This window comes from Belliella marina, assembly GCF_042682445.1.
In the GTDB taxonomy this organism is placed as follows: domain Bacteria; phylum Bacteroidota; class Bacteroidia; order Cytophagales; family Cyclobacteriaceae; genus Belliella; species Belliella marina.
In genome coordinates this window covers 28,832-54,788 of the sequence record NZ_JBHUHR010000022.1, presented here as the reverse complement: position 1 = coordinate 54,788, position 25,957 = coordinate 28,832, and the positions used below count along the sequence as shown (strand labels likewise).

Annotated in this window: 20 protein-coding genes; 10 read left to right on the top strand and 10 right to left on the bottom strand. The window is 38.7% G+C overall.

Going from position 1 to position 25,957, the window contains the following annotated elements; genetic code table 11:
• Positions 1-203: 203 nt before the first annotated feature.
• The 5 genes from ACFSKL_RS07770 to ACFSKL_RS07750 form a co-directional block, all read right to left on the bottom strand.
• Positions 204-1,451, bottom strand: coding sequence for a glycan-binding surface protein (locus tag ACFSKL_RS07770; RefSeq protein ID WP_376885053.1), 1,248 nt, complete (start codon positions 1,449-1,451; stop codon positions 204-206).
• Between the two features lie 20 nt (positions 1,452-1,471).
• Positions 1,472-3,058 carry a RagB/SusD family nutrient uptake outer membrane protein gene (locus ACFSKL_RS07765; RefSeq protein ID WP_376885051.1) on the bottom strand — a complete coding sequence of 529 codons (1,587 nt, stop codon included), beginning with the start codon at positions 3,056-3,058 and terminating at the stop codon, positions 1,472-1,474.
• 11 nt (positions 3,059-3,069) lie between these two features.
• A complete protein-coding gene (locus ACFSKL_RS07760; RefSeq protein ID WP_376885049.1) occupies positions 3,070-6,240 on the bottom strand; it encodes a SusC/RagA family TonB-linked outer membrane protein in 3,171 nt (1,056 codons plus the stop codon).
• A gap of 546 nt (positions 6,241-6,786) precedes the next feature.
• Positions 6,787-10,785: a hybrid sensor histidine kinase/response regulator transcription factor gene (locus tag ACFSKL_RS07755; protein WP_376885048.1), complete on the bottom strand. Its 3,999-nt coding sequence runs from the start codon at positions 10,783-10,785 to the stop codon at positions 6,787-6,789.
• A gap of 166 nt (positions 10,786-10,951) precedes the next feature.
• On the bottom strand, positions 10,952-13,816 hold the full coding sequence (locus ACFSKL_RS07750) for a TIM-barrel domain-containing protein (protein ID WP_376885046.1): 2,865 nt from the start codon (positions 13,814-13,816) through the stop codon (positions 10,952-10,954).
• A 987-nt stretch (positions 13,817-14,803) separates the two neighbouring features.
• Here ACFSKL_RS07750 and ACFSKL_RS07745 point away from each other — a divergent pair.
• The 8 genes from ACFSKL_RS07745 (at position 14,804) to ACFSKL_RS07710 (ending at position 21,037) form a co-directional block, all read left to right on the top strand.
• Complete coding sequence (locus ACFSKL_RS07745; protein WP_376885044.1) at positions 14,804-15,229, top strand: helix-turn-helix domain-containing protein; 426 nt, start codon at positions 14,804-14,806, stop codon at positions 15,227-15,229.
• Entirely contained in the window at positions 15,226-15,501 is a 276-nt protein-coding gene (locus ACFSKL_RS07740) for a helix-turn-helix domain-containing protein (protein ID WP_376885042.1), read from the top strand. Before ACFSKL_RS07745 ends, ACFSKL_RS07740 begins: the two co-directional genes overlap by 4 nt.
• A gap of 537 nt (positions 15,502-16,038) precedes the next feature.
• Entirely contained in the window at positions 16,039-16,797 is a 759-nt protein-coding gene (locus tag ACFSKL_RS07735; protein WP_376885041.1) for an HNH endonuclease, read from the top strand.
• 65 nt (positions 16,798-16,862) lie between these two features.
• Positions 16,863-17,666 carry an ion transporter gene (locus tag ACFSKL_RS07730; protein WP_376885039.1) on the top strand — a complete coding sequence of 268 codons (804 nt, stop codon included), beginning with the start codon at positions 16,863-16,865 and terminating at the stop codon, positions 17,664-17,666.
• Positions 17,667-18,300: 634 nt separating this feature from the next.
• Entirely contained in the window at positions 18,301-18,915 is a 615-nt protein-coding gene (locus ACFSKL_RS07725; protein WP_376885038.1) for a hypothetical protein, read from the top strand.
• A gap of 525 nt (positions 18,916-19,440) precedes the next feature.
• Complete coding sequence (locus ACFSKL_RS07720) at positions 19,441-19,872, top strand: CPBP family intramembrane glutamic endopeptidase (RefSeq protein WP_376885036.1); 432 nt, start codon at positions 19,441-19,443, stop codon at positions 19,870-19,872.
• Positions 19,873-20,107: 235 nt separating this feature from the next.
• Positions 20,108-20,563: a GNAT family N-acetyltransferase gene (locus tag ACFSKL_RS07715; protein ID WP_376885034.1), complete on the top strand. Its 456-nt coding sequence runs from the start codon at positions 20,108-20,110 to the stop codon at positions 20,561-20,563.
• 15 nt (positions 20,564-20,578) lie between these two features.
• The gene (locus tag ACFSKL_RS07710; RefSeq protein ID WP_376885032.1) at positions 20,579-21,037 is read left to right on the top strand and encodes a GNAT family N-acetyltransferase; all 459 of its coding nucleotides are present in this window, start codon (positions 20,579-20,581) and stop codon (positions 21,035-21,037) included.
• 278 nt (positions 21,038-21,315) lie between these two features.
• Here the strand turns inward: ACFSKL_RS07710 and ACFSKL_RS07705 are convergent, their stop codons facing one another.
• Both ACFSKL_RS07705 and ACFSKL_RS07700 read right to left on the bottom strand, forming a co-directional pair.
• Positions 21,316-21,483 carry a Rossmann-fold NAD(P)-binding domain-containing protein gene (locus tag ACFSKL_RS07705; RefSeq protein WP_376885030.1) on the bottom strand — a complete coding sequence of 56 codons (168 nt, stop codon included), beginning with the start codon at positions 21,481-21,483 and terminating at the stop codon, positions 21,316-21,318.
• Between the two features lie 2 nt (positions 21,484-21,485).
• Complete coding sequence (locus ACFSKL_RS07700; protein WP_376885028.1) at positions 21,486-21,827, bottom strand: Crp/Fnr family transcriptional regulator; 342 nt, start codon at positions 21,825-21,827, stop codon at positions 21,486-21,488.
• A gap of 435 nt (positions 21,828-22,262) precedes the next feature.
• On the opposite strand from ACFSKL_RS07700, the gene ACFSKL_RS07695 reads away from it, so the two are divergent.
• Entirely contained in the window at positions 22,263-22,748 is a 486-nt protein-coding gene (locus tag ACFSKL_RS07695; RefSeq protein WP_376885027.1) for a hypothetical protein, read from the top strand.
• Between the two features lie 59 nt (positions 22,749-22,807).
• Here the strand turns inward: ACFSKL_RS07695 and ACFSKL_RS07690 are convergent, their stop codons facing one another.
• Both ACFSKL_RS07690 and ACFSKL_RS07685 read right to left on the bottom strand, forming a co-directional pair.
• Positions 22,808-23,293 carry a helix-turn-helix domain-containing protein gene (locus tag ACFSKL_RS07690; protein WP_376885025.1) on the bottom strand — a complete coding sequence of 162 codons (486 nt, stop codon included), beginning with the start codon at positions 23,291-23,293 and terminating at the stop codon, positions 22,808-22,810.
• A gap of 543 nt (positions 23,294-23,836) precedes the next feature.
• Positions 23,837-24,211: a glyoxalase superfamily protein gene (locus tag ACFSKL_RS07685; RefSeq protein ID WP_376885023.1), complete on the bottom strand. Its 375-nt coding sequence runs from the start codon at positions 24,209-24,211 to the stop codon at positions 23,837-23,839.
• Positions 24,212-24,570: 359 nt separating this feature from the next.
• On the opposite strand from ACFSKL_RS07685, the gene ACFSKL_RS07680 reads away from it, so the two are divergent.
• Entirely contained in the window at positions 24,571-25,203 is a 633-nt protein-coding gene (locus ACFSKL_RS07680; protein ID WP_376885021.1) for a LuxR C-terminal-related transcriptional regulator, read from the top strand.
• A gap of 353 nt (positions 25,204-25,556) precedes the next feature.
• On the opposite strand, the gene ACFSKL_RS07675 is transcribed toward ACFSKL_RS07680, so the two are convergent.
• A complete protein-coding gene (locus ACFSKL_RS07675; RefSeq protein ID WP_376885019.1) occupies positions 25,557-25,838 on the bottom strand; it encodes a hypothetical protein in 282 nt (93 codons plus the stop codon).
• Between the last annotated feature and the right edge of the window lie 119 nt (positions 25,839-25,957).

Below are 25,957 nucleotides of genomic sequence, written 5' to 3'. Positions count from 1 at the left end.
TCTATATTCAACTTGCTTGCAATGGGAATCGACTATTTATTCAAAATTTGCCCTTCCGATCAGGACAGCTAGATCAATTGATCTCTTCCATTATCAGGGTCTGCTTAAGATTATGCACGATACCATTGATTAGATCAGTCAAGATATGCATATCCATGTTGTTTTGTGTTTTCAGCAGACCCTGTATTATGAACCCTAAAGTATTAATCCTCTTCTTCTTCTGGCTCAATGACTTTCACTACCCTCAAATTATCTATGGCAATGTTCATGGCAGCTGTCGCTTCACTGGAATCATTGATTATGAAAATACTGAGGCTACCGTTACCTGAATCTCCAAGCAAATCTTTCAAACTGGCAATCGACAGGCCTGTCCCGTCTTTACCACCTTGCGGTTTATTGCGAAACTCTGAGAAAGGGATAGTTACAGTGATCCAGTTACCTTCTGTGGTAAATGGTGAAGTCCTGCTACTACTAATCCTCCAAGGCTCATATCGAGCCACATAGCCCCAATTGAAATCCTTTAAAACCAATAGTGTAGCCCCATTCCATTCCCCAGGGACATTGATCTCAAACTTGAATACATATTCACTTACTGCATCGGATAGACTAGCCTGTGGAATCCATTGGACAGGATTAGTGTTCATACTTCTACCACCTTCCCACCAACTAGAATTCCCTGCATTCAGCCCATTGTTTTGCAGGACGGCAAAATTCCCCCTACTGCTCGGATAGAGCGGATTATTATTGACTATGTTTGCTCCCCAGCCAAATGTATTTACATCATCAAAGTTACAAAGTGTACCTGTGGGATCATTGACATTAAACGGGGTCGAATATCCACCGGTATTGTTTTCGACCACTACAGGTCCGCTTCCGGTAATCTCTGGCATTTTAAAACTCACAAAAGTCCCGTCAGGGGAAGATTTGTATTCTGTAATCTCAGTTCCAGCAAACGAAAACTTATTTAGCATGAATAAATTAGAGCCAAAAACAACGACAGAGTCACCAGCGTTGGCATTTTCATTTGAAATCCGTGTAATAGCCGGAGCCGGAGCAGAAATTTCGAAGGAATACGTTGTTAAACCTTTATTGGTAATGTACCGAACTGTATTCAGCAATTCTGTGGGTACCAAAGGGAAAGGTATGACACCCGGAACCTGTACAACCGCATAATTATCTGAAAACAGACCATTGTTGACAACAGCTGATACTCCATTAAATAGAATGTCTGTTGCTCCAGTTAGATTGCGACCAGTCAAAACTACCCACTGGCCTGGTTGAAGGCTTTGTATAAGTGTATCGTTTGGAGCAGGAGCATAATTCCGAATCTCAGTAATTACCGGATGGAATAAACCATCCTCTTTCTCAACACAGGCCGAAAACAGTATCAGAATTACTGCCGCACAAGCTAACATCAACCGGTTTATATGTATATAAATTATCTTTTTCATTGGTTATTCCTTTATTGTTTTTAGAATGGATAAGGTACCGGAGGCTCCAACAATTTAGGATTGGCAGTCACTTCGATCGATGGCAGTGGGAAAGTAAAGGTGTTCGCATTCGCCGGGGTTATGTCCCCAAAAGGGTCATTCGGAGTCACAACACCATCTTCATCATATTCAAAGGCTACTCTTTGTTGGTTATTGAGAATACCGATTGCTTTTGGAGAGTTGTAATAAGAAAGCCTTACCAGATCATTCCAGAAATGACTCTCGCCAGCCAGCTCAATTCTCCTTTCATTCATCAACATATCCACATCAATCGAGCTGACGGGATCAAGTCCTGCCCTAAGACGTACTTCATTGAAGTAAAGCAGCGCATCGGCATCAGATGTGACTGCATTGTTGCCCAAGATGGCTTCTGCATATATCAGATACACATCTGCCAGCCTCAATAAAGAATTGTGCTGCGGAGAAGAATTCATTGTCATTGTAGGTGCTTTGTTGTCCACACTGGTACCCACGATATGCTTTTTCAAACCAGTATGCTCTTTGAAAGTATAACCACCGCCCGCTGCATTTAGCTCAGGATAATAATCCCCCCTCAGCATAAAAGTAGCCTTGCGCCTGATGCTATCCTCTGGAGTGTACAATTCGAACATATTCAACGTAGGTCGGATACCAAACCAACCAGGTTGCCCATTGGCTGATATTTCTGCGCCTCCCGGAGAATATATCTGAAGCATGTTGCCTTCCATCCAACCAAGACCCGGTGACCATTGCAGTGCAAACAATGATTCCCTGTTATCATTAAACTCTGTTCTAAACAGATTTTCATAGTTGTCCAACAATGTCAGTCCGCTATTGCTACAAACATTGCCAGCATAGAACTTTGCCATGTCAAGTAGCTCTTGGTCACGTTGTCCAAGTCCTCCCGAATTTAAACCAGCCCAAGTCAGATATGCTTTAGCCAACATCCCTTGTGCGGACCAGGAAGTAAGCCTTCCTTTGGCATCTGAAAGGGGAAGGTTTTCGACCGCATAAGTCAAGTCATTCACCACAAACTGATATACATCGTTAACCTGATGTCGGGGAACCAGAGGAGATGTCACCAACTTGGTGTTATCTTCTATAATCGGAACAGATCCCCACAACAAAGCCAGGTTATAGTAAGCAAATCCTCTGATAAACTTTGCTTCTGCAATGGCCGCATTCTTGTCTTCTTCAGGTATAGAGGCAGGAGCCCTATCTGTAATGGCATTGATGGTTGTATTGCAGTGGGCAATGATCCTGTACATAGCCTTCCAGTTTGCAACCATAATCCCATTCAATCCGGTGACGGAGAATGTATTTAGCTGAACAGCATCACCCCAATACCCTACGGCCATATTACCACTAAGCACCTCACCTACTGGCAAATAACATGAATAGTTCCATTCAGCCCAAGGCCCTCCACCGTATAATGCGGCAGTAGCCAATCTCAGGTCACTGGTAGTCTGATAGAAGTTTTCAGTGCTTATCTCTGACAATGGAGGTCGATCCAAAAAGTCCTCACCACAGGATATTAAGAGTCCTGCAATTACGAGATAAGAATAGATTATTATATTTTTTAATTTCATGGTTCAGCATTTTATTTGTTCAAGGTAACATTGGCACCTACTGTAAACACTCGGGATTGGGGGTAAAAACCGTTATCCACACCTGCATTCATGGGATCCCAAGATCCGATTTCAGGATCCAAGCCCTTATATTTAGTTATAAGAAATGCGTTGTTGACATTTACATAGACCCTAAGCGCATTTACCCTTGCTTTTTGAGTGAGTCTTTCCGGCAGGTTATATCCCAGAGAAATAGCCCTGCATCTGATAAAGGATCCATCTTCGACAAATTTGTCAGAAGTCCTATTATTATCGTTCGTATTGTCATTTCTGATACCCACAATTCTGGTACTAGGATTTGAGACATAAACATTGTTGATGTCGGTAGCTGATCCTTCAGGATCTATCAGGTCAAGTTTGGCATAGTTGTTCAATGATCTCAGGTAGCCGAAACTGGTTCCCGGATACTCACCGTTGATACGCAACTGGTTGAAAACCTTATTCCCATAATTCGCATTGAAGAACACATTCAAGTCAAAGCTCTTGTAAGAAAAGGAATTGTTGAGTCCCAATTGAAATTTTGGGATAGGCGAGCCCAAAAAGGTTTGGTCTCTTTCATCGATGATCCCATCACCATTGAAGTCCCTAAAAATCAAATCACCATACCAAATACTTCCTCCAGCAGCACCTATAGGAAGTGGCTCACCGTTTCGCACAGGGATAGCGTTTGTCTCAAAATCACTTGCCGTGGCAAAAACCCCATCAACGACATAACCATAAAATTCACCTATAGATCTTCCTACTTGGGTTCTGCTGAACTGACCAGTCAACGCAGCATCATCAGTAATAAGCTTTACCACTTTGTTGATGTTGCGTGACACCGTCAAGTCAGTCGACCAGATGAAATTTTTGGTTCTTATATTTCTTGAACTAATTCTAAAGTCAATCCCTCTGTTGTTGACTTCACCGATGTTTACCCAAGGGGCTTGTATAGAACCTGGAGAATACCCTACCCCTGTACCGGAGTACATCGGTAATGGAACTTGCATCAATAGACCGTCAACGTTTCTGTCATAGACATCTATTGAGAAGTTGATACGCCAGTTGAAAAATGTTCCGTCAAGACCGATATTGCTATACTTTGTCCTTTCCCATTCCAGGAAGGGATTGCCCATGTTACGGACGATTTGGGATACTCCGGATAAACCGGTGGTAACAGTGGCCAAGCCAGAAGTATAGCGGTAATCAGGAATGTTCTGGTTGTTTGTCAGGCCATATCCTACTCTTAGCTTCAACTCATTCATATTCCTATAATCCTTCAGGAAGTTCTCATTATGGATTTTCCAGGCAATGGCTCCAGAATAGGTAGTTACCCATCTATTTCCTGCAACAAACTTTGAAGATCCATCTGCCCGCACATTAGCTGTCAAGAGATATTTATCATCCATACCAAGATTTACCCTGCCAAAAAATGATTCTTGGGAATTATGGGTTTTCATTCCGGAATTCATGGCCGTGAGTGGGTCACCGGCACTGATGGTCTGTACATTATTTGAAGGGAAGTTGGTACGGCTTGCGAATACGTTCTCTGATTTGCTCAGCTGTGCTTCGTGGCCTGTCATAACATTCAAATTGTATCTATCACCCAACATCCTGTTGTAGGTGAAGTAATTCCGTACAGTGGAGTAGAAGTTTTGCGAAAACCTGTAGGTAGCTTCGTTGATCGTTCTTACCACAAGTCCCATTTCGTAAGTAGGGAAAAACTGTTCTTGTGTGGCCATAGAAAAACTGCCTGTCAACTCACTTCTAAACACCAGATCTTTCAATAAATTAACCTCAGCATATAAGTTGCCGAATAATTGGTTTCTTCTGACATTATCCTTGTTGATAAGCGCAATCGCAAAAGGGTTTACAGTATTATTGACCCAACCATTTGGATTGAAGGCACCACCCCAACTTCCATCTGGATTTGATACAGGTATATCCGGAGTCTGGCTAAGAGCCGTTCTTATGACACCAGAAGCGGAAGAAGTGACATTTTCATTGATATTTGCCAACTGAAGGCTTGTACCTATCTTCAGCCAGTCCGTTGCCTTATTGTCCAGATTAAGTCTCATGGATGCTCTGGTGAAATCAGAACCCAAGGCTATACCTTCCTGGTTTAAGTAAGACGCTGAAAGTAGATATTGCGTCCTCTTATCCCCTCCGCTCACCGTAAGGGTATGGTTGGTCATAGGGGCATTCCTGAATAACTCACCCTGCCAATCTGTCCCCTTGCCCAAATACTGTGGATTGATAAACTCAGGTCTTTCGTCAAATCCCCAACCTAACCCCGTGTTCCGTTCATTGATAAAAGAGGCATATTCCTGTAAATTCATAAGTGGAAGCCGACGGGGAAGCTGCTGGTAACCAGTACTGAACTCATAATTGATACTAGGAGCTGCTTCACTGCCTCTTTTGGTTGTGATGACGATAACCCCATTGGTAGCTTGAGAACCATAGATGGCGGTTGCAGATGCATCTTTCAGAACATCTATGGATTCAATTTCTGAAGGGTTGATTCCAGCCAAAGGGTTTGTACCGGTACCCAAGGTGGCCATCCCTCCCATTATAATGCCATCAATTACATATAATGGAGCAGAATTATTGAAGGTCAATCCCCTGACCTGAACATTGACAGCTCCACCTGGTTGTCCCGAAGCTTGCTGTACAACGACACCCGGAACCTTCCCCTGAAGTGCCTGATCAATAGTAACAGGGTTTGTCCTTCGGATTTCATCTCCAGATACTGAAGATATGGCACCAGTTACATCACCCCGTTTTGTAGTCCCGTACCCAATCACAACCACTTCTTCCAGAGAACCGATTTCGGACTTCAAAACCACATTGATCACACTCTGGCTTCCCACCGGGATCTCTTCCTGTTTGTATCCAATAAAGCTGAATACCAAAACAGCATCTGATGAAGGGACTTCAATTTTAAAATGTCCATCCAGATCGGTAACCGTTCCCTTGGAAGTACCCTTAATGATAACATTCACACCAGGCAAAGACTCATCATCCATGTCTGATTTCACCACACCGGAGATCGATATAGTCTGTCCAAAAACAGGCAATGCCCATAAACTCACCAGTATTAGGATAAGGCTATATTTACGCCCAATACCTGGCCACTTGTTACGTGTACACGTTTTTAACTTCATAATTGATTATTTTAGGTTTTGTTTGAGTCTGACCAATAAATCGGTCTTTTTAACAATGTAAATCTATGAATAGGGTTGTTGAAACAGGGTCTGTTATGTTTTTGATTAGGGGCTTTGATGTATTAACACCGTATATTCTACACAAAAAACACCTTTTGAGTAAAATATTAAATTGAATTACGATAAAAATTCGAATTAATTGGTAAGCCAAACCCAGTATATGCATTAGAATTCCTACGTCAAACCTCCAATGGTGAAATATATAAATAACACAAAGCTGACATCTCATCTTAAACAGCCACCAAATTGCATTTTGCTCCTTCACATAATGATGAAATGCTTCACTCGCTAAATACCTGATCATTTTGCGTTATCAGGTCTTCGGGATAAATCTAGTCTGGCCATCATGAAAGCGAATGCTTGATCCTACTTTAATGGTGACGTTTCAATAAAAAAATCCCCCAAAGTGTCCGCAGCAAAACCCTTGGAGGCAGGGTGAATAAATAGAATAAAGAAGTTTTCCTAGGGTCTTAGACCAGCACCTTATTATTTTATGGTTCGCAGATAATCCGAAGGTGAAATCCCGAATTCGTTTTTGAAATTGATGGTGAATCTTTTAGGTGAATTGAAGCCAACGCTATAGGCTACTTCAGCTATTTGCATCTGGCTTTTTTCCAGAAGCTGCCTTCCTCTTTTTAAACGAATGGTACGGATAAACTCAGCCGGTCCTTTGCCTGTGATGTTCATCAACTTCTTATACAAATGGCTTCTGCTAAGACCTACCTCACTGCCAAGGTCTTCGACAGAAAACTCCGGATCACTGATATGTTCTTCCACTACATGAATCGCTTTCTCTATCAGCTTTTGATCAAGGGGGGTTATGGTTATTTCGCTGGGAGAAACCTCCATCTTCTGGCTAAACGCAATATGACTCATTTCAGTCCATTCCAAAAATTTACGGATGCGGAGTTTTAATAGATTAAAGTTGAAAGGTTTGGTCAGATAATCATCTGCCCCCATTTCCAATCCCTCCAATTGATATTCTTCCGCAGTCCGGGCTGTCAGCAAAATAACAGGGATATGAGACCATTGTATATTTGTTTTGATTCGCTTACAAAGTTCGTTGCCGTCCATAACCGGCATCATGACATCACTTACCACTACCCTCACATCATTCTTTTTCAGCAGTTCGATCGCCTCCTCCCCGTTATTGGCAAGCAAAACCGTAAATTCATCCGACAGGCTGTCTGCCATAAACTCACAGAGGTCTACATTGTCATCAACAAAAAGCAGCAAAGGCTGTGTATGAAGTTTCTCCCCATCATCCCCTTCATCAAATTCATCCTGGTACGCTTCTTCAATATCCAATCTTTCGGAATCCCCTATTTCCAAAATTGGAAGCCTAAATGTGAATACGCTTCCATTTGGCACGTTGTCCTTCACATCAATAATTCCTCCGTGCATGCGAACATACTCACTGACAATATGGAGTCCTATTCCACTTCCCAAATTATCCTGAGCATTGGTAGACTGATAAAACCGTTCAAATATATGTTCTTTGTCTTTGTCTTCAATACCTTTGCCAGAATCCGAAACTTCTACACATATGTAATCACCTTCGGAGTATACATGTACTTCGACTTTTCCCCTACTCTTTGTAAACTTGAAGGCATTGGATAATAAGTTGAATATAATTTTTTGGACTTTTGGCGGGTCAAATTCCATCAATTGACACTCAGTCTCGCAAGTGAATGCAAACTTCATTTGCCTATCGGCGGCATATGTTTGAAAAGGCGAGCAAGCATTCTTTACAAAACTTACGAAATCCCCTTGTTTCAAATGCAGGGATTCAGCCTTTTTATCCAATTTCCGGAAGTCCAGCAAAGAATTGATCAACCTCAGCAATTGGCTTGCGTTTTTGTTGATCATGTTCAGCTTCTGACGCAAACCTTCTTCCAAGTCCCCATCCAGAATCGTCTGCAAGGGAGTCATAATCAGGGTGAGTGGGGTTCGCAAATCATGGCTGACATTGGTGAAAAACCTCAATTTCATTTCATTCAAGTCTACTTCCTGTTCTCTCTCCAGTTGGATTCGCTGTTGCTCAAGCCTAGTATGGTGATGCTTCCGTGTTCGGTATATTACAAATACGACCAAGCATATACTGAATACAAAATATAAAACAATAGCCCACCTGGACAAATAAAATGGCGGGGTAACGACAATATTCAACTCTGAAGCAACATCATTCCAAACACCATCACTGTTGCAGGCCTTTACAAAAAGCTTATAATTTCCTGGTGAGAGTGATGAAAACACTACCTTGTTTTCCTTAGTAGTGATCCATTGATCACTGAATCCTTCCAATCTATAGGCATACTTTATTTTGTCTGCATACAGCAAATCTCCAGTAGTAAACTGAAGTGTGATCAACTTCTCACTATGGTGGAAAGTCAGTGAGTCAGTTTGTTCCATCGGCCGCTTCAGCAATGGATACCCATTATACATAGAATCTACTTTGATACTGCTATTGCCTACACTCAATCCCGTAAAGACTACTTTGGCAAGTGGCTGTTTCTTTTCCACGATTTTATTTGGGTTTACGATTGTAAACCCTTCTGATCCACCCAAAAGGATATCACGGTTATGCAGTTTATAGATAGATCGATTGTTGAAATGGTCCTCCTTGAAACCGTCTTTGTTTGAAAAATTTCTGCCAGACACCACCAATCCATTCTGTTGGTCTCGTTCGACAGAGAGTACCGAAAGACCATTGCTGGTGGTCACCCATAAATTCTGGTTATCATCTTCAATAATACCCCTGACTACGTTATCAGCAAGGCCATTCTTTTCGTCAATAAAATAAAGTGTATCCTTCTTCGTATCCCAAAGGGTAAGTCCACTCGGATGTCCCAACCAAATATTGCCATTCTCAGACTTGTAGACATTGGAAATTATCATTTGCCTGAAATTCATGGTTCCTTTGGAATTTCCCACTATAATGGTGCAGTTTCTGGTGGTTATATCCACTTCGTAGAGACCATAGACAGTACCTATGTACAATTTATCTTTGCCATCGTAATGTATGTCGAGAGGGTGTTTCATCCACTCACAGACAGATACAAGGGAATCCAAGCTATCATCGCCATTGGCTAGAATCTGTATCCCCCCACCCAAATTCCCAATCCATAGATTTCCATATCGGTCTTCCTCAAGGCTCCAAATATTATCCGAAGCCAAGCTGCTGTTATTAGTCGTATATTTCCTAAAGGCCCCATTTTCATAACAAAAAAGACCTTCCAAATAAGTCCCAACCCATACCCTTCCTTTATGGTCTTCCATGATGCTTACTACAACAGTGCTGGCTCCTATAGGCAGTTTCTTGAAATCCCCATCTTTGGAGTTTTCTTTCAAAAACAACCCATTCCCATCTGTCCCCAGCCAAAGATCCCCATTTCTATCTTCCAAGATGGCACTGACATCCCTGCATTCCGAATGGTTTGTATTGACTATATTCTTAAAGCTTTCATGATAGTAAGACAACCCTTTTTTATTGTGCCCTACCCACATAATTCCGCTATCATCCTTGTAAAGGCATACTACATTATTGGATGAGATTGTAGTTTTGTCTCCCTGATTCTCCAATAGGTTGGTAAGTACCTCATTGGATTTGTCATAAATAAACAATCCATTATGATCGGTTCCGATCCATATGCGCCCATTCTCATCATCGAGAATATTCAAAACCCTATTGCTTATTCCTTTGCCATTGGATTTCATCAACAGCTTTTCCCAATCAGCATTAGGCGTCTTCCTATAATGTACCAAACCTGATGTACCTGAAAATAGCCACAAACCTCCACGACTATCTACATATATTCTATTGTAAATTTCAGGTTGGTTGATATTATCCAAATTAAGCAGCTTCTGGTTTCCGGTTCGCTTGTTCAATTGCCAAAGCTTCCCAGGTTTCAAAACACCATACAAATTCTCTCCGTCATCACTCAAATGGATCGAGAACACTTCTTCCAACTGTAGGCTCAAATTAAAAACCTTGGCACTCTTTGTAAGCATGTTATAGTAATATAGCTTCTGCTCTCCCAACACCCATAAATCCTTCTTTTTGTCTACATACACCTTATAATTCCGGTCTACGGGAATGCCCATTCCCTGCAAATAAGCAGGGACATCGGTAATAAAACTATCCTTGCTTCTATTGTAGACTACGTAAGATGAGCTGTTGATCCATATATTACCCAATCCATCTTCCTGCAACCCTCCAATGTTATTTAAAAATCTGGCATCTGAAACTGCAGGATCAGCATTGTAATTTTTGAACTCATAACCATCGTAACGATTCAATCCCGACTCCATACCAATCCATAAAAATCCATAGCTGTCTTTCAGAACAGTAGTGACATTACTATTCGAAAGCCCATCTTTAGTCGTAAGATGCTGAAATTGATAATGTTGCTGACCTACCACCATTACAGCAAACAGGTGAACCAAAATCAATGTACAGAAGACATAAACTATTTTTTTTGACATATCCAACAAACGCTAAGATCATTCAAACAGAAAAAATGCAACTCTTAAAACAACCAAGTTATCGGAAATTTAGCAGGATCTATCAAGAATGCCAAACAGCTCTTGAAAGACCCTGCTATTTCCTTAATTTACACTTTTTTTTTGGAAATAGGGCTAAAATACCTATCTACAATTTTATCAGCTGCTTCTTCCCGTTGTAATCCACAACCTTCCCCTGTCCATTGTATTCAAATGGTATAGGAGAGTCTTTATTGACTATTACAATAGTGAATTTTCGTTCCACAAGCATTCCTTCAAACTCCCCCTTTCGCTCTCCAATAGTCAGGATCCCTTCTGAATCATCATAATGGAAGTCTATTGTCGAAGAGTACCCCTTTTCATAATTGTAGTTAGTCCCTTCATCTTCGAATAGGGTAAAACTACCGTTTTGTCCGCTGTAAACATATAATACAATATTATCCGCCTGTTTTTCATCTGTGTATTGGATGTCAGGACCGACAGGGATAATTGCACCTTCACGGATATACAATGGAATGCGGTCATACGGCGCATCTACCCTCAAGGTCTGCCCTCCTTGTACAACTTTTCCCGTATAAAAGTCATACCAGTCTGTCCCTTCCGGAAAATAAACTTCACGGCTCCGTGCCTGGAATTCATAGACAGGGCAGACCATAATCGCCGGCCCAAACATAAACTGATCACTTAGATTTAGTACTTTTTCATCATGCTGAAAATCCATCACCAAAGGCCGCATGATGGTATAATCATCAAAATAGGTTTTTCCGGCCAATGTATAAATGTAAGGCATGAGGCGGTAACGCAAATTGGTGTAGTACAATATGGATTTATACGCAGGGTGGTTTTCTGGCGCAATATTCCATGGCTCGCGATATGGAAACTGACCGTGGGCTCTAAATAATGGAGCAAAAGCGCCAAACTGATACCAACGGGCGTTCAATTCACGCCATTCCACCAGATCTGCATTTTCTTTGCCACTTTTGTCATATTCCTGCTGTGCGCTGACATACCTGTCCTCTACACAGAATCCCCCTATGTCCATAGTCCAATATGGAATCCCACTCAATGCAAAATTTAGTCCTGCGGAAATTTGGGCTTTCATATCTTCCCAACGGGTTGCGATATCACCACTCCAGGTAGCGGTTGAATAACGTTGCAAACCGGCAAATCCAGAACGAGTCAGTAAAAAAACACGCTTATCAGCATCCACGCTACGCTGTCCTTCATAAATAGCCTCGGCATTCATCAAAGCGTAGGTATTGAAATATTCCGTAGAAGAACCCAAAGCTGTAGGACCGCTGAGTTCTTTCCTGTACTCCATATCTGTACAATCCAGAATATTAGGCTCGCTGGCATCCATCCACCATGCATCTATCCCTAATGGGTAGTAATGCTCATAGATCTGTTTCCAAAACAGTTTTCTGGCACCAGAGGCATAAGCGTCATAGAATGATCCTACATATCCAGGCCCCACCCAATCCCGGATGCTGTCTTTCACAGCCTGTCGGTACATCCAGCCTTCTCTATCAAACTCCTTGTAATGCTCTGTGTTTGCATAAAACTTTGGCCATACAGAAATCATCATCTTTCCATTCATGGCATGGATTGAATCTACCATCCCTTTCGGATCCGGAAAACGGGCTTTGTCAAACTCGTGGCTGCCCCATGAGTCTTCCTGCCAATGGTTCCAGTCTAGGACAATGTTGTCTATCGGGATCTTACGGTCGCGGAACTCCTTCAACACACCAAGCATTTCTTCCTGGGTTTTGTATCTTTCACGGCTTTGCCAATAACCCATAGCCCATTTCGGCATTATCTGGGATTTGCCTGTCAATGTCCTATAACCCTTGATTATTTCATCCATGGAGCCTCCATACACAAAATAGTAATCCATTTTTTTGTTCATTTCGCTCCACCACACCTGATTATTCAGCTCCTCTTCCTCCTGTGGCGTTTGAACCCGCAAGCCAAAATAGGACTTTCCTCCGTCAGGTCTCCATTCAATGCGTATTGGGACCTTTTTGCCGGCTTCCAACCCAACAGTAAATTTAAAGCTGTTTGGATTCCACGCTGTCCTCCAGCGCTCCGGTACTACCAACTCGTTATCTATGTAGACTTTGACATATCCTGCATAATAAAGTATAAAACGGTAGACCCCATCATTAGGCGCCTCAATTGCCCCTTCAAAAGTCACATCAGCTTCTTTCAAAGGGAAATTCTCAGGCAGATTCTTGATTGTCTTGATATCTTCAAAGTCAAGGGAATCCTCTTTGCGCACCAGTCTTTGTTTTTCTGAGCTTTGTGATATGTAGGTACCTGTCAAACTACCCGGCTGTCCTCCTATATCATATAATTTAAATACATTGTTGAGTTGCTTGTATTCCCTGCTGTCACCAAATCGGCTTAAGGAATAACTGTCCCATAATATCCCATAGTTCTTATTGGAAACAATAAAGGGTACAGAAACCTTTGTATTGTATTGGAACAGCTCTTCACTCTTCCCTTTATAATTGAACTCATCAGCCTGATGCTGTCCCAAGCCATAAAAAGCTTCATCATCTGGAGAATCGAATATCTGTCTGATAGAGTAGCCTTTTGTACCTTCTACTTCAATAGGGGTAAACGACTTTCCCCCACCCTGCTTTTCAGCCAAGATAATCTTTCCATTTTTGTCTTTGAAAACCACCCCTCCATCTTTTTTGGATACCAATACATCTAGTCTAGCTGTGCTTAAGGTGATAGAATCCCCGATATCATCTATTGTGAAGGGAGCTGTAGACAAACCTGGAACTACAATCAAACTGGAATCTCTGGGGAATTCTTTTTCAGAAGTGGCGGAGACATGGATCAGATCTTCCCCCAACACCCGCAAACGAATTCTTTGGGCTTCTGACTTATTTCTTTGGTTCAGATTAATTATAACACCATCTTCGGTTTTTTGGTAATTTGACTTGGAACATGCCGCAAACAATAAGAATACCAACAAATTCAACAATACTTTTTGGTTTTTCATTTAACAATTAGGTTTATTTGGTATGAATGCACAAATCCAGAGAATCTGAACTCTTCATTTTTACATAATTTCTCAGCCTAAAGGTCGGAACAAAACAATTTAATAGAGGGTCATTATGTTTTCAATAAGGTATTGAAATGTATCCAAACCAAACAACTCTATTGGATTTGAGAAGACCTGCCAACCTTTCATTCTATAAACCACTTCCGTTAATTTTGTTTGGGTTTACTTCTTGCCTGGCTCAGACCAGAAGATATGAGACGTAAATTACAAGATGTGAAATGTGGAACCTTTAATTGTGGTACGACGTGATCGAAGATCTTTACTATCAAAATGCTGGTCATTTTCAAGGAGAAACCTTGTGTCTCAAACATCATCCTCCGTATCGGAAAAATCATCTAACATCTCACGTCAATTCTCCCCATTAGTAAAGAGCATAGCTGTTTCGGGCTGGAAAAACTTCCTGTTTCTTCAACTGATACGGGAATGGGTAAAAGTTTCTGGAGGCTGAAAAATGGAAACCTTTCTGGTTTTGATCATGCTGTAGCTATATACCATAAAAAGTGAAGGTATATCTATGGCGTATCGACCTTAGATAAGTAGATGGCTTGTCTCGCATAAGGGGATTACTGTGGTTGAAGTAAATAATTCATCTAATAAAAAACTAGTGCAATTAATTCAACGCACTGGAGATTTTATGGAATTGTGCCGAAGTTCTTTTAGTTAAATCATTATTTAAGTCTCCAAAATACGAGAATGCTTACCTACACTTTGTAATGTATCATGTCTGATTTTGGGTGTTTTGGGTTAGAATTTCCATTTTAAGTTCGCATTATTATTGCAGATATACTTTAAATTTGAAGAATACTTAGTATCTTGAACTAAGAATCCTATTTCACAAATTTTGAAAAAAAGAATGATATGAGATAGAATGAAATCATTTTAAGTGAGAAGACTAAATTCTAGTTTAGGTGAAATATCATCAATATGTTCAAAGCACAAAAAATCATGCGGATATTGCGAGAGTCAAGAGACTTCTCACAAGAATATGTAGCCAATGTACTGGATGTTAATCAGAAGACTTATTCCAATCTAGAGTCAGGAAAAACCAAGCTGACCTTGGAAAGAATCCAGCAATTGGCTGAGTTTTATCATGTGAAGCCTGATTACTTTTTGTCAGAGGATTTACCCATTATAAATTATAATACTGGCGAATATAGTAGATCGATTATATCTCCTAATAAATACCAAGAAGCCAAAGAAAATTTTTCTGAATTTTATGAAAGAATAATCAAAGAAAAAGATATTCACATTGCCTATTTAATTAAAGAATTAGAATCCTTAAAAAAGGATAAGGAAGAACTATATTCGATGATTCATAATATGAACAATAGTAAAAAACCATCGCAATGAAAGACACTCTATTAAAAAGATTACGTGAAGAATTTAAATTTGACATTGACTTAGTAGCAACCAAAATAGATCTTACAGTTTCAGAATATTCAGAAATCGAAAACGGTAACAAAAAATTAGATATTTTGCAGGCAGCAAAGCTTGGTGATCTATATGAAATCAATCCCAGTCATTTACTAGAGCTTGCTGAAAGCATCAATTACAATATTGGAAGCCATAGTAGAACGATCTACAGCCAAAACTATTTTGAATCAAAGGAAGGTGAAATTTAGGTGCTAGATTAGTCTTGAACAACAGCTGCTGAGTTGTTTGTAATCACCGTTTACGTTCCAAAAGTCTCTTTATCGGGGCTTTTTTGTTTTTTTTGAGGGGGGGCTGAGTGAATAGGATGCCTTTTACTTTTTACTTCCGGTTAGATCAGAACAGATATTGGTACATCCGTCACAGCTGGCTTTTGAGAGAAAATCACTCCGAAAGCTTGGAGCAAGAATTTCGAATTCCCGTAAACGGGACAAGCACTCCCCCACTATATGCCATCACCAGTCTCCCCTAAAAAGGTGGGATTCCTCTCGAAAAGGAGACAAGTCAGAATCTCGGTCATCCCACTTGCGTCAGTCGGCTTTTGTTGACCAGAAAAAGTTTTTTCAGTGAAAAATACCAAGTTGTTGGTATTTTTTGTTTTGGGGGGAATAGGTAGATTTGGTAACCGAAATTTCCCATAAGACAAAGGGAATCAATCCAAAACCGAGTATTTCACCCCATAAATGAATGCATTGTGCCGCATTTTAACCGACAAAACAAATACCTATATGCCTACAGCTTTACCAAAAAACGACCCGGAGCTTCACAAAGCATTCGGAATCATTCTATCAATAGAGAGTTTTAGCAAGTATGTTATTGGCATTGCCGAACTTGTATACGACAATGAACTTGACAGGGAAAACATCCAAAGACTTCTTGATCAATATAATATCAGAAAAATAGAAGATATCAAGGAAGAGCTTATTGACTTGCTGATCGTATACATCAACCTCATTTTGAATGACCACATCATTTCCGACAACGAAAAACTCAATATAGACCTTCTAAAAAAATACTTCAGAATAAAAGAAGGTGACTTTTACACCTATCGACACCAAGAGGTTGGGGATATTTTACATAGGCAGTTTGAGAGGGTCTATTTTGACAACAGTATTAGCAAAGAAGAAGCTATGCATATTGTGGATTTACAGGGATTATTCAACCTGAGTTATGACCAATTTGATAAGTTCAAACAAGATGAAATAAGTAGGGCATTAGAGCAGGGTGCAGCTATCACAGACCTTGACACTGCAAAATTCCCGAAATCAAACAGTGCTTCTTATGGGTTGAAAAGGAGATACTTTTCAAAACAAATAGAAGACCTTGTTTGGAATCGAGACAATGGAAAATGTAGAGAATGTAAAAGTTTCGAACAGCTTGGATTCGACCATATTATCCCATTATCAAAAGGTGGTCCCAACACCTTCAGGAATATCCAGCTACTTTGCGAAACTTGTGGCAGAAAAAAGCGAGACAGGATTGGGTAAGCAACAACCTACAATTCTGATTATATGTGCTAAAATTTTAGAACACCTTATTCTAACTGAGTATTATGAAGGAAAAAATATACTATATATTATCTGTATCAAAAAAGCCTGGAGACACCAGTTGGTACTTTGACATTTTCATAATTACATTGATAATTCTGAATGTATTAGCCATTGTATTAGAATCAATAGAACACGTAAGACTACAGTATCAGACCCAATTTGACATTTTTGAAATTTTCTCAGTTGTCATTTTTACGGTTGAGTACATTCTTCGGGTTTGGACTGCCGACCTCATACCTACATACAAAAAACCCTTAACAGGAAATCTAAAATTTGCACTAACTCCCCTGGCGCTCATTGATTTGTTGGCATTTTTGCCTTTCTACCTTCCTTTTATAGGCATAGACTTGAGACTTTTACGGGTACTTAGGATTTTTAGGATCTTTCGGTTGTTCAAAATTGCAAGATATGTTGAAGCCCTCTCTTTCATCAACAGCGTTTTCAAGAAGAAAAAAGAAGAACTGGCGATATCACTCATATTCACAGCATTTCTTTTACTAATCTCGTCAGCATTCATGTATTACGTTGAGAACGAAGCCCAACCGGAAAACTTCTCAAGTATACCCGGGACCATGTGGTGGGGAATAGCCACGTTGACAACAGTTGGTTATGGGGACATCTATCCTGTCACACCCTTGGGACAATTTCTGGGTGGCATTATCGCCATCATTGGTATTGGGCTTTTTGCATTGCCGACAGGGATTTTGGCATCGGGCTTTTCCGATGAAATTTCAAAAAGAAAACAACAAGGTGATTACTGTGCCACATGTGGTCAAACTATAAAAGTAAAAACCGATGAATATTGATGTTTTGTGAGGATATAAGCATTTGTATGTTCTGTGGAGTCACATACCATGATGGGGATACAAACTATGGAAACAGTGAGTTCAAGAATCTTGAGAAAGTACAATATTCTAATAGTTATATAGATTCTTGTTTTATAGCAAAAAGTAGGCGAATGGTCGGGAGACGATTGGGTGAGAAATACCTGAAAACTGGATATTATCAGAAACAAATTGAACTTGTACATAATTAATTTGTATTTTCTGACTATCCGCTTTCCTGCACGTAGCCAATCGTTAGATTGTTTGATGAACGATTTGAAGCTCTATTGACTACGTAGCTGTACAAGTGTGAACTGTTGTCACACCACTGGCGCGCAAGCTTTTGACGAGTATCCGCAACTTATAAAGCCTCTTCTTGCCCAACATGCAACATTGCGGATACTCATATTGTATTTTTTTATATGATCAAATACCTCAAAATTAAAGAAGGTAACTTATGATCGAATAAGAATCATCAAAATTGATTATACTCAATTCACTCCATCAGGTTTTATCTTAAGTTCATACACCAAAAATTCAAGTTGGGTCACTTTTAGTTTTCTTACAATCCTATATCAAGTTATTTCAACTCCATAAACACTAACAATTTGACAAAATGAAAAAACACTTCTTTATTTCGCTTTTGCTTTTATGCATGGTTTGCTGCCAGTTCAAATTATTTGCACAAAACGAAACTGAAACTTTATTTGGAAACAAGGGACTGATCAACACTGAAAATTTAGGGTTTTTCATTGCCCCAAGCTATGGATTTACCCAAATGGATGGAAGTAATACTACACTCTTGAACCTGAGAGGTGGTATTAGCTTCAAGGATAAGTTCACAGCAGGGGCATACTTCAACACTTCCCACAATGAAAGCCGTCCACTGAGTGAAACATCACCCAATATTTATATGGACTATTGGACAGTTGGCGGTTTTGTGGAATATACCGTGGCATCCCAAAAGGTGGTGCATCTAACTTTCCCATTCAATATAGGTTATGGGGAAGTAAAAATGAACGATGGAAATGGAGGTTCTGACTTTGGAGTTTCTGGTTTTTTTCAATTGGAACCAGTTGCCTTGGTAGAGGTAAATATAAGTCAATATGTCCGGTTCAATGCTGGTGCTGGATACCGGTTGGTCGGGAACATGAATTACAGAAACATCAACCAATCAGACCTTTCTGGTCTGACTACCTACATAGGATTGAAGATTGGCGTATTTAGATAAGTCTGAAAAAGTATCTAAACATAAATTTCCAAAAACTGTAGAAGCAAATAAATCAGGACATCATCAGGCAAAACAAATCTATCCAATAAATACTGCCAGTGAAGGCATTTGTACCCTATGAGTATAAAATCCCCTATCCCGTTTTTACTTGATTTCCAACGACTGATTCATGCAGCATAAATCTTTATATTCCAACACTTTATTTGGCCAACAATTTGAATTTAACAGGAATGAATTAACGTAAACTCTATAATGATGAAACACTCAGAAATTAAAAGAAATATACCATTGTCAACAACGGTTACCGTGCTTGTTGGTTTTCCAATCTTTGCAACTTTGATTTCCTTATTGCTTTTGAACAGGTCTTTGATTACAGATATAGGGCTTGATTTTTTCAATACTTTTTGGATAATCATTACCGGTTGGTACATTTTACAGCTATTTATAATTTCCAGGATTTTGGTATCGTCAGGATGGGATTGGAAAGATATCGGATATACATTATCGAAAAAGAAAACTGTCTATTTGATAGCAGGTTATTTGATTTTTGCTTTTGGTTTACTTGGCTTTATAGAGATGGCATTGGCAAATTCAACAGTAGATATCTCAGGACTAGACTCTTTACCTTCATTGACACCCAAAACGACAACTGCAAGAGTGATCTTTATTATGATGGGATTATTTACAGGTTTGGCAGAGGAAATAGTCTATAGAGGATTTGCAATCAGCGCTTTACAAAGTAAAAACATCAACAAATGGTTGGCGGTTTTTATATCTGCTATACCGTTTATCTTTCAACACGGATTAAAATCAATAGACCAATTCTGGTGGTTTTTATCATGGGGGCTTATTTTTGGAATCCTATTCATTTTGCTTAAAAAATTGACATTAAACATCATCATCCACTGGTTAGTCATACTTTCCGCTATGTTGGCAGTTTTACAGGTTATCCAATAATGATGGGAATTGGATTTTAATATATATGATTATCCGCTACTTTGCCAGTAATGAAGTAAGCAAACCATCATGTTGCGGATAATCGTCAACAGACGACAGTCAACAGTAATGGAAATCCATTGTTGGAGAAACTTTGTCTGGCTAGTGGCCAAGTAGCGTACATACATGTTAATTTATTAATTTAATTGTTTAGTAGCTGATCTAAGTCTAAAGCAATATAAACCGAACTGAAAAAATGAAATTTAGAAAAGCAACAAGAAGTGATACTGCGATTATTGTGGAAATGATTGCAGATGATGAACTTGGAAAAACCAGAGAGAATTTTCAAACACCATTGCCAGCAGAATATCTTGAGGCTTTTGATAAAATAAACACAGATCAAAATCAAGAATTAATTGTTGTTGAAAATGAAAACCATGAAGTCATTGGGACTTTACAACTTTCATTTATCCAATACCTGACATATTGTGGTGGAATAAGGGCACAGATAGAAGCCGTAAGAATTAGGAAGGACAAAAGAGGTCTTGGAGTTGGTAAAAAAATGTTTGAATGGGCAATCAATAGAGCCAAAGAACGAAATGCTCACTTATTACAATTAACGACTGACAAGAAAAGGCCTAATGCTATTAAGTTTTATGAAGATTTGGGATTTAAAGCCACTCATGAAGGCATGAAAATCCATTTTAAATAAAAACTACAGAATATTATGGATAAATTCAGTCTGTCTATTATACAACCGAATAACATCGAAGAACTGAATGAACTTATTACAGTTTTCGAGATTGTATTTGAAATGGGCAATTTTGAGCGCCCAAGTCAGGAACACTTAAAAAACCTGTTGAACAAAGAAAATTTTTATGCAATTACAGCTAAGACAGAAAATAAGATAGTTGCCGGGCTCACTTTTTATGTAATTGAGCAATACTACTCAGAAAAACCTCTTGCCTATATTTATGACCTCGCAGTCCTAAGTCAATATCAAAGGAAAGGGATTGGGAAAATGTTGATTGATTTTACAAATAATTATTGCAAAAAAAACGGGTTTGAAGAAGTTTTTGTCCAGGCTGACAAAATTGACGATTATGCGATTGACTTTTACCGAACTACCAAACCGACCGATGAAGAACAAGTAGTACATTTCTATTACAAGTTTAGTGGAAACTGAGACAACAATAGAATTGAATGTAACTCGCTAACCGAAACAATACCAATTCCCTCCAGCAATCAACCAAACCAGTGGCTAAAACCAAGCCCGGATTGTCTTTTATCCAAGGGAATGCCAACTCTTCGGGTTGAAATATTTTCATAAAACCTGCCCAAATAAAAGTCCTTGGGCTACCCAGAGGGCAATGTTAGATTGCTGTACCGTAAAAAAATCATTGGGAAATAATTTGGTAAAAGCCCGGCAAGATCTTTTGCCGGGCTTTAAAAGGGCCACTAATTTTACCAAGGAATTTCCCCTGTTTCAGGATTGGTTTCTTCACTGAAAAACTTACCTGTTGGCCCATCTTCGTCAATCAAAGCATATCTCGCAACTCGTTTCCCTGCTTCTTCCACTTCGCCACCATTATGACCTGTAAAATCAGTTTTTGTATAGCCCGGATCAACCATGTTTATTTATCGTTCCAATCTTGCTTTGCAAACACCAACAGCCTGCAATCCGTAACTGCCTGCACGTATTCGGAAGCCGCCATGTTGGCATCAAAATTCAGGTAGTCTGTGACGAAATGGTTTTCGTCAATAAAGTAATCGGTGATTTCCTCTCCTTTATTGTTGTAATAGCAAAATCGAAAAACACCTTCAAGAACAAAACCAACTTGCCGGGGGATTTTACCGGCTTCTGAAAAATATTGACCTTTGGGAAGCTCTATTTCTGTAGCTTTTTGCTTGATTAGGGCTATTTGCTGTTTGTTCAGGTTACCAAATTGCAAAATATATTCAATCAATTCTTTCATAGTGTAAAGTTATCAAATGGTTTGGGCAATTGATTTAACATTTGGTAAAAAGGGACTGGCTACCTTATCATTCATTTGTGGTCGTACTATAGTTTGACAGTACTGTTAACTTACAGCATTTCTTTCAATTTAGAATTTTGAAGTCCAGATAACAAATCAAGAATTCTTCGGGACTAGGTTTATCATCCTTTCAATCCTGTTCCGCACTAAAATAATTCGTTGGAATTATCTGTTCACAATCTGGTATAGTTCTCTGAATTGTAGGTTTTACTTGCCTTGCCAATCTATTTGGGAAGGGTTTGGAGGAATAGGAAAGCATGGATTCGTATATTTTTCGTTTAAGAGGATTTATCTTTAACTTGTTCGGAAGAAATTTTGCCTGAAAAGATATAGCCAAAATACTCAGTTCTGCACAAGGCAACGAAAATCAATAATATGGATATTAAAACTGATTGGAATAAAATAAGAAAGCACTTTAATAAAAGTTTCAGCTCAAACTTTTATGTTTCTATCGCTTCGGTTGATTCAGAAAACAATCCGACTGTAACCCCCATCGGTTCGCTGTTCTTGAATGATAATTTGACTGGGTTCTATTTTGAGAAATTCCCCTCAAAATTACCAGAACACAGCAAATACAATCCTAATGTATGTTTGCTCGGAGTGAATAGTGGACGTTTTTTTTGGGTTAAGGCATTGTTCAAAGGTAAATTTTCAGATTATCCAGCGATAAAACTTTATGGAGTACTCGGAGAAAAAAGGCAAGCCACAGAAAAGGAAATAGCTCGGCTTAACCGCAGAATGAAAATAACAAATGGACTGAAAGGCAATACTTATTTATGGAAAAAAATGGAGTATGTCCGAGAAATAATATTTACAAAAGCTGAAAAAGTCAATCTTGGGAAAATGACAGAGGATTTATAAAATCAACCAGCTATGTTTTTTTGGGCATCCAATCAGCTACAGATAGTTGTTTTAGATTTCTATTCCTCTCTCAATTTTTTCAAAGAATCCATATAAACAGAAGGGGAATCTCCTGTAATCTGCTTGAATACCTTTGAAAATTTACTATGTGAAGAGAACCCTGATTCCTCAGCCAAATAACTTATTTTATATTGAAGATACTGGTGATCCTCATCCATTTTTGCCAAAATAAAACCAACCCTTAGTTCATTGATATAGCTATTGAAATCTTTACCTTTATGTTTGTTTATCACATAAGAAAGATATTTGGTATTTGTTTTCACCCTTCCAGCCAAAGTTGAAAGTGAAAGGCCTTTTTCCGTAAATTGGCGTGTTGATTCAAAGTTACTTAGCTTTTCCAAAAGCATTTCCTCTGTCTCACGGGGCATCATTTCTTTAGGTTTTGTTTCTCCAAAACCTTCAGATTGTGGTATAGGCTGCCCATACACTTTTTTATGAAGCTGATAGTTTTCACTTCTTTTTTGGAAAACCATGCTCTCCTTCACTGATCTTCTCTTCGAGGTATTTTTAATATAAATATAACTAATCAATAACACGATACTTAACAAAAAACACAACTGTAATGTATCTCCTTTTGATAATAAAGGGTCAAGAAACTCAACGTGAAAACTGTGCTTTTCATTAAAAGGCATTTCTCATTCTTATAAGGATTTAAAATAATATATTAGGACTATCCGCTTTCTTGCACGTAGCCATACAATAATTTGTTAGGTGAATGATTTGAGACTCTATGGATTTTGGGCAATTGTCTACGCCACGGGCACAAACTGTGGACTAGTATCCACATCCAATAAAGTCTTTTCTGGATTAAAGTGTAACATTGTGGACAGTCAAATACAACAATGTCTATTTAAAAAATATATCATTATCAATCATACATTTACATTTGATTTGATATATGTTTAGGTGTAACAAAACCATTCATCATCAAATTAAACCATATTTTTTAGTCATTTTTCCGTTTAAGCCTTCCCTATTAATGAAGTTATCCGTATCTTTATTCTCTGGATCAGGATCATTCATGCCACCTAAACCTCCTCTGGTTCAAAAAAAACAAGATGATGGTCAAAAGGATCTTCAATTTGAATACCTATAGATTTCCACGGGAACATTTCAAGATCAATGACTTCAAAAGTACACTTTCTAGCACTTAAGAATTTGATGTATTCACATATCTCAGAATATTCAATGAAAATCTTGCCTGTAGACATTTTCTCCTTATCACAATCAGTCATATGAAAGATGATATGATTAAAGGAAATCACCATATAACTATATGATTTGTCAACAACATGTTCTTCCCATTCTACTTCAAACCCCATATGGTCAATATAAAATTGCTTCGCCAATTTGAAGTCAGAAACCTTCAATACAGGTATAACTTTACAACTGTTCAAATCCATACATCAATACACGTTAAATTATTATATGCAACACACACCTACTTTTATTACAGTGATAGGATCAAGGAATGTCCATAGCGGCAAACGCCCCTTCTTGCAAGACATGTTTTTATTTCAAATCCCTACTTTATTATACCAATTAGATTTTGGATTGAATATAATTATGTGAATTGCTGAAACATTGATAGTAAATAACGCAGATAATAATTTAAGTAAGATTTTTACATGTTAAAATAGCAAATTCATGTTATATTGTAAGTCTATATTTAGCAAAAATTTGTCAATACCAATCAAACAAACCCAATAATTAGCAGACTACAAATTTTCTCATCAAGTTGTCTGTATGTTAAATTAAAATCATGGATAGAAATAATACCATTGCGATAGTCCTCGACGACCACGTCTTATTCTCAGATTCATTCTCTTCACTACTGGAACGATTGGGAATATTCAAATCCGTACATGCATTTAATGACGAAAAGGAACTGACCCAGTTTTTGATGACAAGTTCCAACAACCCCATCTTTCTTTTTTTGGATTATTACCTAAAAGAAAAGAATACCCTTCCACTCATCAACGAAGTCAAACGACTAAACCGTCAAATAAAAGTAATTATCATAAGTTCAGTAATGAATCCTATAGTCATTGGCAATATACTGGTTTACAACCCTAAAGGCCTTATCAGTAAATCATCAGGTTTTGACACTATACTTCAATGCATAAAGGAAGTAGACCGAGGCACCCAGTATTTGTGCCCGGTAATCGACAAAATAGTGGCAGAGATGGATCTAATCAAAGAAATACCATTTTCGGCCAGGGAATTGGAAATTTTGCAATACTTTTCGGGAGGAATGTCTATTGCCCAAACTGCAGAGCAAAGTAACCTTAGCAAACATACAATTGTCTCCCATCGTCGCAATATGATGGCAAAGGCACAGGTCAATTCCATCACGGAACTGCTTGCGTATGCGCATCGGCTTGAACTAATTTAGGGAATTCTAATTCAGGGAAATTGCTTTTAGCCAAAAATCTTCGAGGGTTTAGATTTAATAACCTTGACCAATGTCCCCACAGACCAATCCAACAAATAGGGCAACCCTCGAAGGGTTTCTCACCTTGAAATTGTTAAAAGCAATTTCCCTGATTCCAAGCCCTACTTGATGGAAATTATATGTGAAATGTCTTTAGAGGTTAACAACTATTATGATTATCCGCTACTTTGCCAGTAAGGAAACAACAAAGCTATAATGTTGCGGATAATCGTCAACAGTCTACAGACTGGACAGATCCTTTGGTGGATATATTTAAAAAGAGCTACTGGCAAAGAACCATATATACATAAAAACTATATAACTATACAATTAAATTTTCCAAATATTTCATCTCTAAAAGCATAATGGCTATCCAGTTTTGCTTTGTCAACCAGGATTAAAATTGAAGAATCAGCATAATGTATCATGATCAATTCCAACATTTCTTTGAAATTCTCCAAGTCTCCCACTAAAAAAAACATATCGGGGGTTGTTCGAATTAAATTCAATTCTTCGACAAAACTTTCTGCCAAATAACTAGCACCTAAATATTTGTATCTGGTACGGGGCAACGATTTTTTTATGTCTTTAATCATGCGTTTGTCACTCCCTATGATATAGTAATTTACTAAACTCAAATCAACCTCCTTTTTTTCCTAAAAACATAAGCAAACTATTAAAAAAAAGACAAACAAGAATGTACAAAAAACCATAT

Coding starts and splice junctions, on each gene's coding strand:
- ACFSKL_RS07770 (WP_376885053.1), bottom strand. CDS start 1,451: ATGAAAAAGATAATTTATATACATATAAACCGGTTGATGTTAGCTTGT.
- ACFSKL_RS07765 (WP_376885051.1), bottom strand. CDS start 3,058: ATGAAATTAAAAAATATAATAATCTATTCTTATCTCGTAATTGCAGGA.
- ACFSKL_RS07760 (WP_376885049.1), bottom strand. CDS start 6,240: ATGAAGTTAAAAACGTGTACACGTAACAAGTGGCCAGGTATTGGGCGT.
- ACFSKL_RS07755 (WP_376885048.1), bottom strand. CDS start 10,785: ATGTCAAAAAAAATAGTTTATGTCTTCTGTACATTGATTTTGGTTCAC.
- ACFSKL_RS07750 (WP_376885046.1), bottom strand. CDS start 13,816: ATGAAAAACCAAAAAGTATTGTTGAATTTGTTGGTATTCTTATTGTTT.
- ACFSKL_RS07745 (WP_376885044.1), top strand. CDS start 14,804: ATGTTCAAAGCACAAAAAATCATGCGGATATTGCGAGAGTCAAGAGAC.
- ACFSKL_RS07740 (WP_376885042.1), top strand. CDS start 15,226: ATGAAAGACACTCTATTAAAAAGATTACGTGAAGAATTTAAATTTGAC.
- ACFSKL_RS07735 (WP_376885041.1), top strand. CDS start 16,039: ATGCCTACAGCTTTACCAAAAAACGACCCGGAGCTTCACAAAGCATTC.
- ACFSKL_RS07730 (WP_376885039.1), top strand. CDS start 16,863: ATGAAGGAAAAAATATACTATATATTATCTGTATCAAAAAAGCCTGGA.
- ACFSKL_RS07725 (WP_376885038.1), top strand. CDS start 18,301: ATGAAAAAACACTTCTTTATTTCGCTTTTGCTTTTATGCATGGTTTGC.
- ACFSKL_RS07715 (WP_376885034.1), top strand. CDS start 20,108: ATGAAATTTAGAAAAGCAACAAGAAGTGATACTGCGATTATTGTGGAA.
- ACFSKL_RS07710 (WP_376885032.1), top strand. CDS start 20,579: ATGGATAAATTCAGTCTGTCTATTATACAACCGAATAACATCGAAGAA.
- ACFSKL_RS07705 (WP_376885030.1), bottom strand. CDS start 21,483: ATGGTTGATCCGGGCTATACAAAAACTGATTTTACAGGTCATAATGGT.
- ACFSKL_RS07700 (WP_376885028.1), bottom strand. CDS start 21,827: ATGAAAGAATTGATTGAATATATTTTGCAATTTGGTAACCTGAACAAA.
- ACFSKL_RS07695 (WP_376885027.1), top strand. CDS start 22,263: ATGGATATTAAAACTGATTGGAATAAAATAAGAAAGCACTTTAATAAA.
- ACFSKL_RS07685 (WP_376885023.1), bottom strand. CDS start 24,211: ATGGATTTGAACAGTTGTAAAGTTATACCTGTATTGAAGGTTTCTGAC.
- ACFSKL_RS07680 (WP_376885021.1), top strand. CDS start 24,571: ATGGATAGAAATAATACCATTGCGATAGTCCTCGACGACCACGTCTTA.
- ACFSKL_RS07675 (WP_376885019.1), bottom strand. CDS start 25,838: ATGATTAAAGACATAAAAAAATCGTTGCCCCGTACCAGATACAAATAT.